Below are 18,223 nucleotides of genomic sequence, written 5' to 3' on the forward strand. Positions count from 1 at the left end.
TTCTAGCAGAAAAACCCTTGGAAGTATGCGGGCGATCGCGCTTGACGATAAGATGTATATGCTCAAAACAATGTTTCCCGTAAAGAGCAGAACCTAGCAACTGGTTAAGGACTTTTATTATTTATGAGCCAAACGGAACTTTTTGAAAAGGTCAAGAAAATCGTCACCGAACAACTGAGTGTTGAAGATGATACCAAAATCACTCCCCAGTCCAAATTTATGGAAGATTTAGGAGCAGATTCCTTAGATACCGTTGAACTGGTGATGGCTTTGGAAGAAGAATTTGATATCGAAATTCCTGACGAAGCTGCCGAACAGATTGTATCGGTTCAAGACGCAGTAGATTACATCAATAACAAAGTTACCGCCTCAGCTTAACTGAGGATTGGAATTGGGGATTGGGATTGGGGAGATTTTTCTCTAATATCTAGCCACTCTTCGCCTGACGCTGCTAATGTCACTAATGCTGACGTTAACGACAGTCACTTGAAGTCAGCAAATCCGATGCCAGTCGCTCGTAAAGGAAACCTTTAAGATCGCGCTGGCTCACCAGTACCTAGTCGCTAACCTCAAATTTTTTGCCTGCTAGCTTTTTCGCCATTTTTAACTGAATCATGACAGATCATACACGTAAACGCGTTGTTGTAACTGGTGTTGGCGCGATTACACCTATAGGTAACACAGCAACAGAATATTGGAATGGATTATTGAGTGGACGCAATGGCATTGACTACATCACATTATTTGATCCGTCTCGCCATGATTGCCAGATTGCTGGTGAGGTGAAAAACTTCGATCCGCATGATTACTTGGAGCGTAAAGAGGCCAAGCGCATGGATCGATTTTCCCAATTTGGGGTTGCGGCAGCAAAACAGGCTTTAGCTAACGCGGAGTTAGCGATCAATGACCTGAATGCAGAACAGGTAGGTGTGATGATCGGTTCTGGCGTTGGTGGGATTAAGGTATTAGAAGACCAGCAAACTATCTACCTCAACCGTGGCCCCGATCGCTGTAGTCCATTCATGATTCCGATGATGATCGCCAATATGGCCGCAGGATTAACGGCAATTCACACGGGTGCTAAAGGGCCAAACTCCTGTCCTGTAACTGCCTGTGCCGCTGGTTCCAACGCTATTGGAGATGCTTTTCGCTTAATTCAAGGGGGATATGCCCAAGCGATGATTTGCGGGGGAACGGAGTCAGCTGTCACACCCTTATCGATAGCTGGGTTCGCCGCCTGCAAAGCACTCTCTTTTAACAATGATGACCCGGCTCATGCTTGCCGTCCCTTTGACCGCGATCGCAACGGATTTGTTTTGGGTGAAGGTTCAGGAATTTTAATTCTAGAAGAACTGCAACACGCCATCAGTCGCGGCGCTCACATTTATGCGGAAATGATCGGTTATGGCATGACCTGTGATGCCTACCACATCACCTCCCCCGTACCTGGTGGACTTGGAGCCGCTAGAGCGATCGAACTAGCGCTCAAAGATGCTGGCATAACTCCCGAACAAATTAGCTATATTAACGCCCACGGCACTAGCACCCCAGCTAATGATTCAACTGAAACCTCAGCAATCAAAAAAGCCTTGGGAGAATATGCCTATAAAGTGGCAATTAGCTCCACCAAATCGATGACAGGTCATTTATTGGGCGGTTCTGGAGGTATTGAAGCAGTCGCAACAGTACTAGCGATCGCTAATGACCAAATTCCACCGACAATTAATCTGGAAAATCCCGATCCTGAGTGTGACTTAGATTACGTGCCTAACTCTAGCCGCGCTCAAAAAGTCGAGGTGGCAATATCCAATTCCTTTGGGTTTGGCGGTCATAATGTCACACTGGCCTTTAAGAAATACGTTTAAAAGAAGTCAGGAGGCAGGAGGCAGGGGGCAGGAAGCAAAAGTCAGAATTCAGAATTCAGGAGTCAGAATTCAGTAGTTTGATCCGACTCTGCTCCTTTGCCCAATCCCCAATGCCCAATGCCCAATGTATCAGAAATATCATTCCGATATAAAGTAAGCGTTCAGCATGACCCAATTATCAGCTTGATTTATCACCAGAAACTCAGGAGATCCCGCTTGTCCATCGACAAGTGGGAGTGGGATGATGAGGATACTGTGGGGAATCTAAAATAACCCCAGCAAGAGAAGCTACGAAGAGTGCTAACCCGTCGTTAAAAACAAGAGATTATGACTGTTGCAACCCAATCCGCCAAAGAATTGTCCGTCGAAGAACTGGCTATTAACTCGATCCGCTTCTTGGCTGTTGATGCCGTAGAAAAGGCAAAATCGGGACACCCAGGACTACCAATGGGTGCGGCTCCGATGGCTTTTGTACTCTGGGATCGCTTTTTGAAGTTTAATCCCAAGAATCCCAAATGGTTTAACCGCGATCGCTTTGTCTTATCTGCCGGTCATGGCTCGATGTTGCAGTACGCCCTACTGTACCTGACAGGCTACGATAGCGTCAGCATTGAAGATATCAAGCAATTCCGTCAATGGGAATCTAAAACCCCCGGACACCCCGAAAACTTCATGACCCCAGGCGTGGAAGTCACCACTGGCCCCTTGGGTCAAGGAATTGCCAATGGAGTCGGTTTAGCGATCGCCGAAGCGCACCTTGCCGCTAAATTTAACAAACCCGATACCAAGATTGTTGACCATTACACCTACGTAATTGTGGGTGACGGTTGCAACATGGAAGGAATTTCTGGTGAAGCTTGTTCTTTCGCAGGACACTTGGGATTAGGCAAACTCATCGCTCTGTACGACGACAACCACATCTCCATCGACGGTTCAACCGATGTGGCATTTACCGAAGATGTTTCTAAGCGCTTTGAAGCTTACGGCTGGCACGTCCAACACGTCGAGGACGGCAATACCGATTTAGAAGCGATCGCCAAAGCAATTGAAGCAGCCAAAGCTGTTACCGATAAGCCTTCTTTCATCAAGGTAACAACCATTATTGGTTACGGTTCCCCCAATAAAGCAAACACCGCTGGTGTTCACGGTGCTGCCCTTGGTGGAGACGAAATAGCATTGACTCGGAAAAATTTGGGTTGGGAATATGAGCCTTTCGTAGTCCCAGAAGAGGCCCTCAACCACACCCGCAAAGCAGTGGAACGTGGCGCAGGTTACGAAGACGAATGGAACAAGACTTTTGCAGACTACAAAGCTAAGTATGCCCAAGAAGCGGCTGACTTTGAACGCTACATAAGCAGCAAACTACCTGACGGTTGGGATAAGGTACTACCCACCTACACCCCAGAAGACAAAGGACAACCCACCCGCAAACACTCAGAAATCTCCCTCAACAAATTAGCGGCAGTTTTACCTGAATTGATTGGTGGTTCGGCTGACTTGACCCACTCCAACCTTACCGAAGTCAAGGGCAAAGGCGACTTTCAAAAAGGGCACTACGAAAACCCCAACATCCACTTTGGTGTACGGGAACATGCTATGGGCGCAATCTGTAATGGGATAGCGCTGCACGCTTCGGGATTAATTCCCTACGGTGCTACCTTTTTGATCTTCACAGACTATATGCGTGCTGCCATCCGCTTATCCGCCCTTTCCCAAGCTGGTGTGATTTGGGTGATGACCCACGATTCCATTGGACAAGGTGAAGATGGCCCCACGCACCAACCCATTGAAACTCTGGCTTCCTTGCGAGCTATTCCTAATTTAACCGTGTTTCGTCCCGCAGACGGTAACGAAACCTCTGGTGCTTATAAAATAGCGATCGAAAAGGCCAAGCAAAACGCTCCGTCTCTGTTGGCGTTTACCCGTCAAAACGTCCCCAACTTGGCAGGTACATCGGTTGAAGGCGTGGCGAAGGGTGGATACACCGTGGTTGATAGCGAAGGTACACCTGAGATCATCTTGATTGGCACTGGTTCAGAACTGAGCCTCGCAGTCGGCGCAGCCGAAAAACTCACGGCTGAAGGCAAGAAAGTCCGTGTTGTCTCGCTACCCTCATGGGAACTGTTTGAAGCACAGGATGCGGCTTATAAAGAGTCCGTTCTGCCGAAAGCTGTCACCAAGCGTTTGTCTGTAGAAGCTGGTAGCAGTTTCGGTTGGCACAAGTACATAGGTACTGAAGGCGATACTGTTAGTATTGATCGCTTTGGTGCTTCGGCTCCAGGCAATGTTTGTTTAGAGAAGTTTGGCTTTAGCGTTGATAATGTGTTAGCTAAGGCTAAACAATTGTTGGGTTAATAGCAACAGAATATTCTCAAAATTTTGCGGGGTGGGCATCTTGCCCACCTTTTTTTACGCGCAGAGGAAGATTAACTATAATTGAATAAATCACTGAAGAATTGAGAGGAAGTTATGCAGGACGTTTCGGGTAAAAGAGATATAGCGATTGCACGGTTATCAAAAATTGTCGATAAGTTAATTCAAGATAATATTCTTTATCAAGAAAGATTAGATAAACAAGAAATTATTCAACATCTAGTTAATTTATTGGATAAGTTTTCACCAGAATTTATAAATGCTCTTTCTGATGGTGAATTAACAGACAGAATTGATAGTATTTTAGTAATAGAGGCAGTTTCTGGAACATTAAATGATTTAACACCAGAGCAAATAGAGATGTTTGATGCAGCAGTAGAAAGGAGATAGGAATAAATGGGCTATCTTCTCGACACGAATATATTAACGGCTATTTTGAAGAATAATCAGAAGGTAAATAGTAAGCTAGAGGAGGTGCGTTTTCTGGGAGAAGATGTATTTATAAGTTGTATAACCTATTTTGAATCCAAAAGAGGATTGCTTTATGCAAATGCTAGCAGACAGATATCTGATTTAAATAAATTTTGTGGAATTTATAGAATTTTATTTTTAGATGATTTAGAAATTATAGAAAAACCCTGCGAAATTCATGCAGATTTAAAAAGAAAGGGTAGGAAAATACAAGAGGCTGATGTATTAATAGCGGCTACGGCAATTGTACGCGGTTTGGTTCTGATTTCAGATGATTCTGATTTGTTGAGAGTCGAGAGGCTTAATTTAGAAAATTGGTTGAGAATGGAATCTTGATGAAAATTACTCAAGTTTCCAATTGATTTAATCTTATGAATTACAGCGTTGTAAAAACAGGCTCCATCTTGATTTCAGAGCCTCAGTACATGGTTTAAATTTAGAACATATTATTTTAGTTAAACTTAAATTCTCTGTGATATATTGATGTAATGAATGATACTTGTAATGTAAATAATATTGTAGGAGATATTAAAACTTAGCATTATGTCTAGTCAAGAACAAAATTCCAACAAAGCATTGAAGCAAACGCAGGCTAGCTCAACAAAGAAGAAGAAAGTACAACCTCCTCCAGACATCAAAAAACCAAAGAAAACCGAATAAAAAGTATTAGAATTACTTGGAGAGACTTAAATTCAATAAGTCTCTCCAATTATCATCAAAAATAAATCAGCTTATTTATTTTTTGCTTGAGTCTTTGCCTGTTCTAAAGCTATTTCTTTGATTGCCTGATATGAATTAACATTTGAAGTACCTTCAATAGCTTTAACTGCCAAATCCTGAACTTGTTTGAGAGCGGATTCAAGTTGTTTAGAAAGATTTTGAATTCGCGTCTCTTGGTTAGTAATAGTTTGTTCTAGAGATTGCAGTCTTTGTTCATAGAAACGCTTTTGCCCTTCCACTTCCTTAGAATATAAATCTGATTTTACTTTAGCTTGGTAGTGGGCGATACCTTTGCCTTCTTCTGTAGCTTTTTTGATGGCTGCTTCTTTATCTTTTGGAAAAGCCTCTACCTTGGCTTTTAACTCTTCAAATTGTTTCTCTCTCTCAGAAATTGCTTTCTCCCGTTCAGCCCACTGCTTTTCTGTTTCTTGGAGTAATTCTTCCAGTTGCTTATATAGCGCTTTCTGCTCTTGTTCGTATTCGTCATTTTGCAGTTGCCGCTGGAGTTCTAAATTATACTTATACTCTGTTGCATCGCGTTGCCGAGTTTTATTCAAGTTTTCATTCCGTTCTTTTATTGCCCGTTGCTGTTCCTCTTGTTCTTTTCCCCAAGTATTTATTTGCTCTAGTATTTCTTGGAATAACACTTCAGAACGTCGGCTATATTCTTCCTGATAAGCTTTAGTATTATCTTCATAGGCTTGGATGAGAGTATCCAAGATATCATCAGAAATTTCTAAATTATGCAGTTGTGTTAATTGTTGGATTTCTTCTTCTAAAGTTCGCCTTATTTCTTCCAAATTAGAGGCTTTTGTGGTTAGCTGTTCCGATAATTCATTAGCAGCACTGCCAAAACCTAATTGAATCTTTGCCAAGCTTTCAATTGTATTGTTCATCTTTTGTTGGACACTAGAAAGCTGATTCATAGCTATTTTTTGTTCTAATTTAGGCTGTTCTTTAGTTCCAGACTGGTTTTCTTTGGTAACTTTATCGAGTTCTGATTTCAGTGCTACTTTTTCTTTTGCCAACTCCTCATACGCCTGAAGAATTTCTACTTTAGTATTCTTATCAGTCGGTTTTTTCCCCACCACAACAAACCTCCTCTTCAGGAATTCAAAATGATTAAGATGCTACGAATTCACAACTATTTAGGGTTAGAACTACCAAAAGCCCTCATAGCTAAGTCTTGTGCTTGTTTTAATGCAGTTTGCAATTGAGCAGAAATGCCTTCTATTTGCTCAGACTGTTTCTTAATTGTTTCTTCCAGAGATTGAATTTTTTGTTCATAACTCTGTTTATTCGATTCCCATTCTCTTTCAAATAAATCAGCCTCGATTTTAGCTTTTTGGCTTGTTTCTTTAATTGCTTCTTCTCTAGCCTTCTTAACAGCTTCTTCAAGTTCGCTAGGAAATGTAGTTACTTTTTGTTCATAATCTGCAAAGAGTGGTTGGCGTTCAGCGAAGATTTTTTCTCGTTCTACCCAATTTTTCTCTTTCTTTTGAGAATTTTCTTGTATTTCCCTTTGTTGTTGGCGCTTTATCCCTTCGTAGCTGTCTGTATTAAGTTTACGAGTAGTTTCTAACTTATACTGAAATTCTTCTTGTTCTTGTTGGCGATCTTTGGCTAATAAATCATTGTATGCTTGGAGTTTTTCTTCATACTCTGCTTGCTCTTTTTGCCATTCTTTCCGCCTAATTATAATTTCTTTCTCTAGTGCTTCCTTTTTGCTAATAGTATCTTGTTCAAGAATTTTTAATTTTTCTTGATGTTCTTGACTTAAAATGTCTAGAGTATCCGCTACAACTCTAATTTGTTGCAGTTCTTGTAGGCGTTGAGTTTCAATTTCTATCGCTCGGTTCAATTCATCTAACTTGGAATTTTCCTGAGCTAGTTTTTCAGATAATCCGTTGAGAATACTGCCAAACTCCAATTGTAAATCAGCTAAACCTTTGACAATACTATCAACTGTATATGCAGAAGCTGCTTGCAGAATTTCTTGACTTTTTGCCTTTTCTGCTTCCTCTTGTTTGGTTGCTATTTTAGATTCAAGTTTTTTTCTTTGGATAATAATTTGTTGAAATGCTTGCATTAGTTGTTGTTTGCTGTCTTTGACTCCAACTGTAGTCATCTTCCAACTCCCTTCAATAGGCAAATTATTTATTGGGTAGCAAGCCATACCAATGACTACCCTATGCAGACATCAGAGTAGCCTTTGAATCAACATTTTTAACGCAGTGGAAATACTGAAATGATCAACATCTGACACTTAGTGGGTACGAATTTTCCACATGTATGTCCTTCTGTTTTTCAGATATAGTTTTCCCTTTGATAATTATAGTACTTTTGTACTAAAATAAATATACCTAACCTAATCTCCTCTGTCAAGATAATCTTCATGCAATAATGTCTTTGGATCTTTTGAAGACAGAATCGAAAATTCAAAGTCCTTAATTAAATAACTATAGAAGCTTGCAGCCACAGTTATTTATGATTTAGGAGACTGCTGTGGTATATGTTACTTTTTGTAAAGAAAATCTAAAAGAATTAACCCTAGTCGAAATGTGGTTGCAGTAAGGCGAGATAATAGACTTAATCATCCTAATTGATACAAGCACAGTCCTAGACTTTTGTGATATCAATGTATACCAGTGAATCGACCAAATACTCTGCCAGAACGGGCATTGGACAAACCAGCCGTATTCTAGTAGTAGAAGATGAAGAATTAATCCAGGAAATGCTAGCTGTAGCTCTGGAAGAAGAAGGTTACGGGGTGATAACAGCCCCTGATGGGCGGTCTGCTATAGAGTATCTCAAAAGTTTTGAAACCAATTCAGGGGAACTTCCCTTTGATCTGGTCATTCTTGATTTGATGCTGCCGCAAATCAATGGGTTAGATATTTGCCGTTTGCTGCGTCATCAAGGCAACCCAGTACCTATTTTAATGCTGAGTGCTAAGGGTAGTGAAACTGACCGCGTTTTGGGGTTAGAGGTGGGTGCAGATGACTACCTGACCAAACCCTTTAGTATGCGCGAGTTAGTTGCTCGTTGTCGCGCTTTACTCCGCCGCCAACGCCTAAGTAATTTACCACAAATACCAGTATTAAAGTTTAAGGATGTCTCCTTGAATCCTCAAGAATGTCGCGTGCTGGTTCGCGGTCAAGAAGTGAGTCTTTCCCCCAAAGAGTTCCGTTTGCTGGAACTGTTTATGAGTTACGCCCGCCGGGTATGGTCACGGGAACAATTGCTCGATCAGGTTTGGGGGCCGGATTTTGTGGGCGATAGTAAAACTGTAGACGTTCACATTCGGTGGTTGCGCGAAAAATTAGAGCAAGACCCCAGTCATCCCGAATATATTGTGACTGTAAGAGGTTTTGGCTATAGGTTTGGATAATTAGTTGGGATAGTTGTTAGTTTTTAGTAGTCACCAAGAAACTAACAACTCAAATGCTTTTATTGGGATTTTTTCTGGGTTTAGCGGTAGGCATTGGGTTTTGGGTTTGGCAACAGGTTCAACTTAACCGCTACCTGGGGCGCTTACTCCGACCGTTAACCTCCCATTCTTACAATATGGGACTGTTGCTGATTCCTGGGTTGCGGCAAGAAATAGCAATGGTGAAGCAGCAACGGCAAGATTTGCAGCAGTCGTTGCAAACTTATCAAGACCTGCTAGATTTTGCACCAGTGGGATATTTACAGGTGGATGAGGAAAATCAACTGCTGTGGTGTAATCGACAGGCGCAGGAAATTTTGTATCTGCAAAGGTGGCAACCAGAACAGGTACGGTTGTTATTGGAGTTGGTCAGGTCTTATGAACTCGACCATTTAATTGAGCAAACTCGTGATTTGCAAAAACCACAAACGGGAGAATGGATATTTCATCCATCTTGTGATGATGCAGCAGAGATGGCAACAATTAAATCTCTGGCTTTGCGGGCCAGTAGCTTGCCTTTACCCAATGGACAAGTGGGAGTATTTTTAGAAAATCGTCAACCCCTATTAGATATAAATCAAGTACGCGATCGCTCTTTTTCTGATCTAGCACACGAACTCAGAACGCCACTAACTTCGATTCGCTTGGTTGCGGAAACTTTACAAACCCGCTTGGAACCACCTTTAAATCGCTGGGTTAACCGCCTAATGCAAGAAGTTGATCGGCTGATTAACTTGGTGCAAAGCTGGTTAGACCTCACCCAAATGGAAGCAAACCCAAAAATGCAATTACAAGCTAAAGCTGTAGAATTGCGATCGCTCATTACATCTGTTTGGGAAACACTAGAACCCTTAGCACAGCGTCAACATCTGTCTTTTTCTTATTCGGGCCCAGAAAATCTTTGGATTAAAGCAGATAAAGCCAGAATTTACCAGGTTTTTCTCAACTTGCTAGACAATAGCATTAAGTACAGTCCTCCTGGTACAAGCATTTACGTTGAAGCGAAAATCTTATCAACAAAGGATAATGATCCTGCTTCCCCAATCTTGGAAATAAGTCTTATTGATTCTGGAGTCGGCTTTTCTGAGGCAGATTTACCCCACGTTTTTGAGCGATTTTATCGAGGAGATAAAGCGCGAACTCATTCTCCCCAAGATAGTAACTCCATAGGAGCGATCGTTGGCAATGGATTAGGATTAGCGATCGTTGAGCAAATTCTAATTGCCCACGGTGGTTCAATCAAAGCGATGAACCATCCAGAAACTGGCGGTGCGTGGATGCAACTCCAATTTCCTGAAGTTATGGCGAACTCCCTAAGCCAAGACTATAGTTAGTAATATTCTTCACCTTTAAGACAACAAGTGTGAAAGCCATCGATTATACTCCTAATCCTCAAAGACCACAACTCGCACGCGCCATTAGGCGCTTAGAACGGGATGTATTACGCATGGGTGCCTTGGTAGAACAATCATTTCGCCTCAGCCACCAAGCGTTATTTGCTCGTAACTTAACAGCAGCTGAGGAACTCCCCCGATTAGATAAAAAGATTGATCGCTTTTATAGACAAATCGAATCAGACTGTACGGCGATTATGACGCTACAAGCGCCTACGGCTCCCGATTTGCGCTGCTTGAGTGCCTTTATGCAGCTAGTGCGAGATTTAGAGCGCATTGGCGATTATGCTGAGGATTTAGCTGAGATTGCGATTAAAATTTTTCCTTACGCGCCTCATACGTCAATGCCCGACATTGAAGCTATGTCCCTTCACGCACAGGCGATGCTGGCAACTAGCTTAAAGGCTTTGGGAGATTTTGATGAAGCTGGTGGACGCCGTTTAAAACATCTGGATGATACTGTAGACGATGCCTACGATCGCGTTTATCAGACTTTAGCCCAACAACGGGATGTGCCTGGTGTAGTCGAGCCAATTATACTGCTGGCACTGGCAATTCGTTGTCTGGAACGCATGGCAGATCATGCTACTAATATCGGTCAAAGAGTAGCATATATTGTCACCGGTCAACGCTCCTAATTGATATGCCACCCAGATCCCCGACTTCTACTCTCCAGGTGTCTGCAAGAAGTTGGGGATCTAAATCCAGTGATTTAGTAAGCGCCATTCCACCCTACTATCTTCATAGATTATTTGCGCCTCCATACTTACTTAGTCTTCATAAAATACCAAATAATTAAAAATAAGTTAACTAAATATTTTACTAAAAGCTTACCTGTTCTTAAACTTACACAATTAAAGTAACAGATAAACAACTGAAAATTTCGGCTCTATCTCACTGATAGATACCTTAAGCAAAAGTTGTTACCATCAGAAGATTTTGAGTTAGTCTCTAGCTCTGATTGAGAAGAATAGACTTTCAGAGATACAGGTGATTTTTAATACAAATTATTAGAGTTTCTTAATCATTGTAAATAGCGAGATTCCCTGATAATTATGTAGTTACGGTTAATGATGTATTCCCCAATTCCTACTTCAAACTCTTCTGCTGTGTTAAATGGTTCTGCTTTGGGCGGACAATTACCCCAGCAGATATTTACCCGTAGGGAAGTAATTCCACCTCACAATGACGTAATTTGGCGCATTGAATACGGTGCAGTTCGTACCTTAACGTGGAGTGAGGATGGAACATTCATCACTCTCGGTTATTGGGGACTAGGGGATCTGATTGGCTATCCTTTGTCTAAGGTGAAGCCCTACCAGATTGAATGTCTCACGGGCGTGGAAGTAAGCATTGTGCCACCTCATTTGTGGCATCAGGATATTAATGCTTTGTTGTCTCATATTCAACAAGCAGAGGATCTACTAAGCATTGTGCATCGAAAACCAATTTCGCTACGCTTATGGCAGTTTTTAGTCTGGTTAAGTGAAAAATTTGGACGTGACGTAGACAAGGGCAAGCTAATTGATTTAAATGTTACCCATCAAGATATTGCTGAAGTGTTAAATACTACGCGAGTAACTGTTACCCGACTCCTACAGCAGTTAGAGGAAGAAGGAACAGTTTTACGTCACAAACGCCGCATTATTTTGCGCTTACCAAATAAATTAATTAAAAATTATAGTTCAGCAGTATGCTAACTAATTGCTTGTAATAATCACAGGATAAATGTATAATCGTTGCTGTGATTGTGTGTAAAATCCACAAAACAGAAGTGCTTAAAGCATTTTCTCATGGGTGGATTATTGTAGGTGTGAGTGAAAGTAAAAACATGACAAAACGATTCTGGAATCTTTTTAAGGTTAGTCCGATTGTATTAGCTGCTACATTTTTCGTTGCTAATAATGCCTTAGCTGCTGAAGTCAAGGAACAGCTAACAAATGTTGACCAGTTATCTGAAGCTCAAGAGTCTAACGACATGAGTCAGGTAACATCAGTTTCTCAGTTTTCGGATGTGCAGCCTACAGATTGGGCATTCCAAGCTTTACAATCTCTAGTTGAGCGCTACGGCTGTATTGCAGGTTATCCTAACAGTACCTATCGTGGGAACCGTGCTTTAACCCGCTATGAATTTGCCGCAGGTTTGAATGCCTGTTTAGATCGGGTTAACGAACTGATTGCTACAGCTACTGCCGATTTGGTCAGCAAACAAGATTTAGCTACTTTACAGCGCTTACAAGAAGAATATTCTGCTGAATTAGCAACTCTGCGCGGTCGTGTTGATGGACTAGAAGCGCGCACTTCTGAGTTGGAAGCTAATCAGTTCTCCACTACCACCAAGTTGGTTGGGGAAGCTATTTTCGCTGTGTCTGATGTTTTTGGCGACAATAGAGCAGTTCCTGGTGGCGATCCTACTCAAGACTTGAATTATAACACCACTTTTAGCGATCGCGTTCGTTTGAACTTATTGAGCAGTTTCACTGGTAAAGACCAGTTGCAACTCCGGCTGAATGCTAATAACACCATCTCCAATCGTGGTAATGATGCATTGGGTACTGGTACTGGTACCAACATGACCCGCTTGGGTTTTGATGGAGATAACGGCAACGCTGTTGTAATTGATAAAATCAACTATGCTTTCAACTTGACCGACGCAGTACGTGTCAAAGTTGATGCTAGTGGTGGTGAATTATATGAAAACGTTAATACTTTCAACCCTGACTTTACTAGCTCTGCTAGAGGTGCTCTCTCTCGGTTTGGACGTTTCAGCCCCATATATCGTCAAGGTCAAGGTGGCGCTGGTGTAACTGTTACTTTCAATCCTAAAGGCGCTATCAGTTTGACTGGTGCTTATCTAGCTAGGACTGCTAACGACCCAACCCTGAATAATGGGCTGTTGGATGGTGATAACGCGATTTTTGGTCAGTTATCTTTCCAACCCACCAAAGCTTTTAATATTGGCTTAACCTATGCCCGTACTTATCAAACTGATGGTGCGGCTAATAACCTTTTCCAAGGTACAGGTAGTATTTTTGCCAACACTCCCTTTGGGGCTAACACTCGTACAGAATCCAATAACTACGGTGTAGAAGCTACCTTCCAATTTAGTCCTCAATTGGCTCTTAGTGGTTGGGGAGGTTATACCACTGCTGATGCGCTTACTGGTGCTAATGCAGGTGCAGACGCAGATATTTGGTACTGGGCTGGAGCGCTTGCTTTGAAAGACTTTGGTGGCGAAGGCAACGTTTTGGGTATCATCTTTGGTCAACCACCCAAAGTTACTGGTGGTAGCATCAAAAATGTCGCTGGCAATACTACCTTCGACGACAGTACCTCTTATCACTTAGAGGGTCTTTACAAGTACAAGGTTTCCGATAATATTCAGGTAACACCTGGCTTGTTGGTAATCTTCAATCCAGAGCACAACGACGCTAACGACACTGAATATGTAGGTACTCTACGTACTACCTTCACTTTCTAAAATTGGCAAAGCTCAGAATTAGATAAATAAAACCCCACTTTTAGGTGGGGTTTTGTTTCGGAAGAAAATTAGCTATGTAGGATTATAATCTGGCTGATTGGATATATCTTTTGGGGGGCGATCGCTACTCCAAGCCCACCACACAGAACCACAGTGACAGTAGTAGAATTCTTGCCATTTGCGACGACGGTCTTCTGTAAGTACAGGCGATCGCCGATTTAGCCAAACTTTCTCAGCTTCTAGGCTACTTGAGTGGCAGTTAGGACAGCAAAAATCATAAGCATGTATTGCCTTATTTGTCCATTCAGGTGGGAGGGTAGCAAAAGCGTCCATGTAGTTACAAATATAGTCTTAATGGCAAGCCAAAACTTTGACGTTTTGAATTTGGCGGCAAACGAATACTATAAAATCCCGCCACACTATCAAACTGTTTAATCAATATTCTTATAGCTCGATCTGAATTTATTCAAGACTGCGAGAGCATCTCATAAATCAAAGGTTAACACGAAAACTTTATTTTTTACACACCTAGTTACTATGCACATTATGGCTAATAATTAAATTTATGGAGCCAAATGTTGAAATTCGCCGTTTGTTAGATGTGATGCCAGCTTCTGGTCGGATGACGACAAAAATCGTCAGTAAGCCAGAGCAAGCAAAAGTAATTGACGCTTCCTTTCCCCAACCCTGGAACCAAGCGCGACCGATATATATTAATTTTGATTTGTGGCGTCGCTTGACAAAGCCGCAACGAGACTTGCTGCTGTTGCAGATGGTTAGCTGGTTGACGGGAGTAAAGTGGTTTAAACCCGACATTTATCAAGGTGTGGTGTTAGCTGGGCTGTTAGGCGGATTCTTGGAAGCAGCACAGTCAGATGTAGTGGGCGTTGCTGTAGCTGGGGGATTAAGTGCGATCGCTGCTTTTCGGATCTGGCGCACGAATAAATCTCAAGAGTCAGAGTTAAATGCCGATGCAGCTGCAATTAAGATAGCACAGCGGCGCGGTTATTCAGAAGCTGAAGCAGCACAGCACCTATTATCTGCAATTGAAGCGGTAGCCAAAATTGAAGGGCGTTTCAGTTTCAATTTTACTGAGTTGATTCGTTGCCAAAACTTACGAGCGATCGCAGGTTTATCACCAGTGGGTATACCAGAAAGTTATGATAAGTAAAATAAATGTCTCTGCTGCCCATTTGTAGCAACATTTAAAGTGAAAAGTCTTTATATGAGTTTTTGAGAGCGATCAATCAAAAACCTCCATGAGGGTATTCTACACTGGAATAAGAGATGTGTGTTTAACTTACTTAGATATCAAAAACTGGGGAGTTTTGTCATACCTTCTCGGTGTTGCTTATGAGGTGATTACCTCGTGTGGTAAAACTTAACTTAAATTCTGTCAGTTACTAACGGAGTTGATGGGAATGAGTACCTTAATTTTTATTGGCTTGATAGGGGTTTACGGAGGCGGGGCTTGGAAGTTTTGGAATGGGTTTGGACGGACTAATTTTAATCCAACTTTGACCAATCGGATTGGTTTATCTTTGCTATGGCCAGCTTTGTTTATTACAAATCAATCTTATCGTCGAAACTTTAGAAAGGCGTTGAAGGGCTAGGGATTACTATTAAACCTAACGTCATCACGATTCTGACGCTGGCATAATATCTCAACAGAAAATATCCCAACCTCCCTTCCGTACTAGGAGGAAAAAGAGGTTGGGTTTGCTCCTTTTAGGAAGGAGAGGAATTAGGGAGGGATAAGTTCGTTAATCGTTGGTAAAGTATTTCAGCTGATGAATTTACGAATTATTTGTGATTGGTTAATAGATGGATTGCTCCACCTACAGCAGCACCATCAACAGCATTGCCAAGGGTGTCTTTCCTATCGCCAGTAATTACACCAGTCAATGCACTAGTCCCTGCACCGACTCCGACATCTTGAGCAGCGTTCCGGTGGCGGCGATTGCGAGTGTTTCTCAGACCATTTGCACCATTGACAGCTGCGCCAGTGACACCACCCCTAACAGCATTTCTTAATACATTATGACGTCCCCTAACTGCTCCGGTTACAACATTGGTAACAGCCCCAATACCTGCATCTCTTAGTACTTGGTCATCAGCCGCAGCGGGTTTGGCAGGAACTAAGGTGACACCAGCTAAACTTGCTGCCATGAGGCTGGGTAAAAGTGCGCGTTTTAGGATTTTATTCATTGTGTTACCTTCTCAAAACATCAAACAATTGTCTAAAAACCAAAGTTACTAGAGTCTGATAAAATCTAATTTTTTATTTGAACAACAGCAACTATTTATTGTTTGAGAACATATGTATTATTACATTTGCAAAGTTATAACTGCATCTACTGAAAGCATGAATATAAATTCAGTCCAAAGAAAGCCTTGCTGATTTATTAGACCATACAAGGGATTACACCTTGACAAAATAAATTCAAGATGAGATGTAGATTTTTTCAGTACTAGCAAGGGATTTCTAATGAGAAACCGCGTAGTGTTTACCTTATCTATCTAAAGGTAGTTGCCAAAATAATTAAACTAACTCGTCGGGGTTAATATTTAATTCTCTCAGTTTAGCAGCCAAGCGTTGCGTAGGCGTAGCCCGTCGTAGACATCGCTCCCATCCTGTTTGTAGCAAATTACCCTGATTATCCCACCAGCGCAACCAGGGTAATTCTAGATTTTGATAGCGGCCTTGCCAAATACCCAATTCTAAACCCATCGGTTGATTTCAAACCTTTGTAGAGACGTTGTATTACAATGTCTCTACACCAAGATTCATTCAGCAACGCTGAACAAAACTCCTGTCTACAAATAGACTGCATTTGGGAACTTAGCAAAGACAGAAAATGTCAAGCAAAGCTAGAAAAACCTAGATTCGGTGGAATATCCTGAATTCGCCCAGGCCCGATCGCTTGTAATGCTTCTTTGAGTAAAATATCCCCAGTATACAAGGCACGTCCGACAATTACGCCAGTCACGCCTTGAGGTTCTAACGCCAACAAACTCAACAAGTCGGTGACGGAACTTACCCCACCAGAGGCAATTATCGGGATGGAAATTGCTGCTGCAAGTTCTCGCAAAGCTTCTAAATTTGGGCCTGTAAGTGTACCATCTCGGTGGATATCTGTGTAAATTATGGCGGCTGCACCTAATTCTTGCATTTGTACAGCCAGTTGAGTTGCTAAAACTTCCGAGGTTTCTAACCAGCCGCGAGTTGCTACTCGACCGTTACGGGCATCAATACCGATAATAATCTGTTCGGGAAATTCTTGGCAGAGTTCTTGCACCAACTGGGGTTGTTCTACGGCGATGGTTCCGAGAATTGCCCACTGTATGCCTAGATTGAATACTTGTTGCACGCTGGTGCGATCGCGCAATCCTCCACCAATTTCAATGGGTACTGACACCGCTTGAGCGATCGCTTCAATTGCCCCCAGGTTTACTACTTTACCTGCTTTGGCACCATCTAAATCAACTATATGCAATCTAGTAGCACCTTGATCTACCCACTGTTTGGCAACATCAGCAGGATTTTCGCTAAAAACTTGCGAGCGATCGTAGTCTCCTTGATACAGTCGCACACAGTGACCTTCTAGTAAATCAATCGCTGGAATTACGTCCATTTAACTCTTCCTCATTGCAATCAAAACGCTATCTAAACCTCGTCTAACTTGAGAACTGTAGTTTTTTACCAAAGTTTTGCGATTGCTTCCTACCCTGCCTTAACGCTAAGAGCGAACGTCGCAATGACACAACAGAATAATTCAAAACTCCAGGTTTCAACATGGACGAGGTTTATAGCTGAATTTACTGTTTTTCATTTTTCATTTTTAATTGCCTTACAGCTTGCCCAAAACCCAGCACAAGCAAGATGTTAGAAAGCGTCAAAAATAGTTCTGCACCACCGTGCAACCAATCCACATTGGCTAAAGACTTACCATAATGCAATACAGCATAAATCCCCGCCGGGATGGTGATAGCAACAAAGACGAGCGTGCCGTAAAATCCATACAGTGCCAAACGCGGCATTTGCGGACTGCGGCTGATAAACCACAAGAAACCCAAATAGGGAAACAGTGAAAGTGCAAACAGGGTTTCTTTAGAAATCATTGCTCTGATTTAATAGGTTTTGGTTCAACAGTGTTAATAGATTTGGTAGAACGCCAAATCAAATACGCGGCTGCCCAAAGTGTAAAATTACCAACTAAAGTCATGGTAGCTTGAAGCGTTACCAGCCATTCCAGAGATTCGGGGTTGTCGAAATAATGCCAGGTACAGGCACACATAGCGCTGACTAAAGCTGGTAACATGGCAAGGGATAATCCCCACCAGCTGCGGTTATTAGTCAGTTCGCCGTAAGTCCAGATTAACCAAATGGCGACAATCCACTCAATAACGCTAGAAACATGAATAATCCAGGTGGGAATCGAAAGGGCGTTCATAAGAAAGTTAGGAGTTAGGAGTTAGGAGTTAGGAG

The 18,223-nt window shown here is 42.1% G+C and carries 19 protein-coding genes and 1 pseudogene; 12 read left to right on the forward strand and 8 right to left on the reverse strand.

Going from position 1 to position 18,223, the window contains the following annotated elements:
* Window positions 1-123 precede the first annotated feature (123 nt).
* The 5 genes from acpP (at window position 124) to HWQ40_RS02815 (ending at window position 5,045) form a co-directional block, all read left to right on the forward strand.
* A complete protein-coding gene (acpP, locus tag HWQ40_RS02795) occupies window positions 124-378 on the forward strand; it encodes an acyl carrier protein (RefSeq protein ID WP_292774839.1) in 255 nt (84 codons plus the stop codon).
* Window positions 379-614: 236 nt separating this feature from the next.
* A complete protein-coding gene (fabF, locus tag HWQ40_RS02800; protein ID WP_292774840.1) occupies window positions 615-1,865 on the forward strand; it encodes a beta-ketoacyl-ACP synthase II in 1,251 nt (416 codons plus the stop codon).
* A gap of 327 nt (window positions 1,866-2,192) precedes the next feature.
* A complete protein-coding gene (gene tkt / locus HWQ40_RS02805) occupies window positions 2,193-4,220 on the forward strand; it encodes a transketolase (RefSeq protein WP_292774841.1) in 2,028 nt (675 codons plus the stop codon).
* Window positions 4,221-4,334: 114 nt separating this feature from the next.
* A complete protein-coding gene (locus HWQ40_RS02810; protein ID WP_292774842.1) occupies window positions 4,335-4,628 on the forward strand; it encodes a hypothetical protein in 294 nt (97 codons plus the stop codon).
* A 6-nt stretch (window positions 4,629-4,634) separates the two neighbouring features.
* Complete coding sequence (locus HWQ40_RS02815; RefSeq protein WP_292774843.1) at window positions 4,635-5,045, forward strand: PIN domain-containing protein; 411 nt, start codon at window positions 4,635-4,637, stop codon at window positions 5,043-5,045.
* A gap of 395 nt (window positions 5,046-5,440) precedes the next feature.
* Here the strand turns inward: HWQ40_RS02815 and HWQ40_RS02820 are convergent, their stop codons facing one another.
* Window positions 5,441-6,520 carry a hypothetical protein gene (locus tag HWQ40_RS02820; RefSeq protein WP_292774845.1) on the reverse strand — a complete coding sequence of 360 codons (1,080 nt, stop codon included), beginning with the start codon at window positions 6,518-6,520 and terminating at the stop codon, window positions 5,441-5,443.
* A gap of 53 nt (window positions 6,521-6,573) precedes the next feature.
* On the reverse strand, window positions 6,574-7,557 hold the full coding sequence (locus HWQ40_RS02825; RefSeq protein ID WP_292774846.1) for a hypothetical protein: 984 nt from the start codon (window positions 7,555-7,557) through the stop codon (window positions 6,574-6,576).
* Between the two features lie 510 nt (window positions 7,558-8,067).
* On the opposite strand from HWQ40_RS02825, the gene HWQ40_RS02830 reads away from it, so the two are divergent.
* The 5 genes from HWQ40_RS02830 (at window position 8,068) to HWQ40_RS02850 (ending at window position 13,734) form a co-directional block, all read left to right on the forward strand.
* Window positions 8,068-8,820, forward strand: a complete 753-nt coding sequence (locus HWQ40_RS02830; protein ID WP_292774847.1) for a response regulator transcription factor — start codon at window positions 8,068-8,070, stop codon at window positions 8,818-8,820.
* Between the two features lie 53 nt (window positions 8,821-8,873).
* Window positions 8,874-10,193 (forward strand): ATP-binding protein, encoded by a 1,320-nt coding sequence (locus HWQ40_RS02835; protein ID WP_292774848.1) that lies wholly within the window; start codon window positions 8,874-8,876, stop codon window positions 10,191-10,193.
* A 29-nt stretch (window positions 10,194-10,222) separates the two neighbouring features.
* Window positions 10,223-10,891 (forward strand): phosphate signaling complex protein PhoU, encoded by a 669-nt coding sequence (gene phoU, locus HWQ40_RS02840; protein ID WP_292774849.1) that lies wholly within the window; start codon window positions 10,223-10,225, stop codon window positions 10,889-10,891.
* A gap of 432 nt (window positions 10,892-11,323) precedes the next feature.
* Window positions 11,324-11,953, forward strand: coding sequence for a Crp/Fnr family transcriptional regulator (locus HWQ40_RS02845; protein ID WP_292774851.1), 630 nt, complete (start codon window positions 11,324-11,326; stop codon window positions 11,951-11,953).
* A 131-nt stretch (window positions 11,954-12,084) separates the two neighbouring features.
* Window positions 12,085-13,734, forward strand: coding sequence for an iron uptake porin (locus HWQ40_RS02850; protein ID WP_292774853.1), 1,650 nt, complete (start codon window positions 12,085-12,087; stop codon window positions 13,732-13,734).
* 72 nt (window positions 13,735-13,806) lie between these two features.
* Here HWQ40_RS02850 and HWQ40_RS02855 read toward each other — a convergent pair whose 3' ends face one another.
* Window positions 13,807-14,067, reverse strand: coding sequence for a hypothetical protein (locus HWQ40_RS02855; protein WP_292774854.1), 261 nt, complete (start codon window positions 14,065-14,067; stop codon window positions 13,807-13,809).
* 232 nt (window positions 14,068-14,299) lie between these two features.
* Here HWQ40_RS02855 and HWQ40_RS02860 point away from each other — a divergent pair, with 232 nt between their 5' ends.
* A complete protein-coding gene (locus HWQ40_RS02860) occupies window positions 14,300-14,905 on the forward strand; it encodes a DUF3318 domain-containing protein (RefSeq protein ID WP_292774855.1) in 606 nt (201 codons plus the stop codon).
* A gap of 250 nt (window positions 14,906-15,155) precedes the next feature.
* Window positions 15,156-15,347 carry a hypothetical protein gene (locus HWQ40_RS02865; RefSeq protein WP_292774856.1) on the forward strand — a complete coding sequence of 64 codons (192 nt, stop codon included), beginning with the start codon at window positions 15,156-15,158 and terminating at the stop codon, window positions 15,345-15,347.
* Window positions 15,348-15,537: 190 nt separating this feature from the next.
* Here the strand turns inward: HWQ40_RS02865 and HWQ40_RS02870 are convergent, their stop codons facing one another.
* From HWQ40_RS02870 to HWQ40_RS02890, 5 genes and pseudogenes are all read right to left on the reverse strand, one after another.
* The gene (locus HWQ40_RS02870; RefSeq protein WP_292774858.1) at window positions 15,538-15,942 is read right to left on the reverse strand and encodes a hypothetical protein; all 405 of its coding nucleotides are present in this window, start codon (window positions 15,940-15,942) and stop codon (window positions 15,538-15,540) included.
* 334 nt (window positions 15,943-16,276) lie between these two features.
* Window positions 16,277-16,468 (reverse strand): annotated as a pseudogene (locus HWQ40_RS02875) (Uma2 family endonuclease); the annotation flags it as partial.
* Between the two features lie 127 nt (window positions 16,469-16,595).
* Window positions 16,596-17,369: a 1-(5-phosphoribosyl)-5-[(5-phosphoribosylamino)methylideneamino]imidazole-4-carboxamide isomerase gene (hisA, locus tag HWQ40_RS02880; protein ID WP_292774859.1), complete on the reverse strand. Its 774-nt coding sequence runs from the start codon at window positions 17,367-17,369 to the stop codon at window positions 16,596-16,598.
* Window positions 17,370-17,553: 184 nt separating this feature from the next.
* Complete coding sequence (locus tag HWQ40_RS02885; RefSeq protein WP_292774860.1) at window positions 17,554-17,856, reverse strand: DUF3593 domain-containing protein; 303 nt, start codon at window positions 17,854-17,856, stop codon at window positions 17,554-17,556.
* Window positions 17,853-18,188 carry a DUF2499 domain-containing protein gene (locus tag HWQ40_RS02890; RefSeq protein ID WP_292774861.1) on the reverse strand — a complete coding sequence of 112 codons (336 nt, stop codon included), beginning with the start codon at window positions 18,186-18,188 and terminating at the stop codon, window positions 17,853-17,855. Before HWQ40_RS02890 ends, HWQ40_RS02885 begins: the two co-directional genes overlap by 4 nt.
* Window positions 18,189-18,223: the final 35 nt, after the last annotated feature.

This window comes from Nostoc sp. NMS9 (assembly GCF_017114995.1).
Taxonomy (GTDB): Bacteria; Cyanobacteriota; Cyanobacteriia; order Cyanobacteriales; family Nostocaceae; genus Nostoc.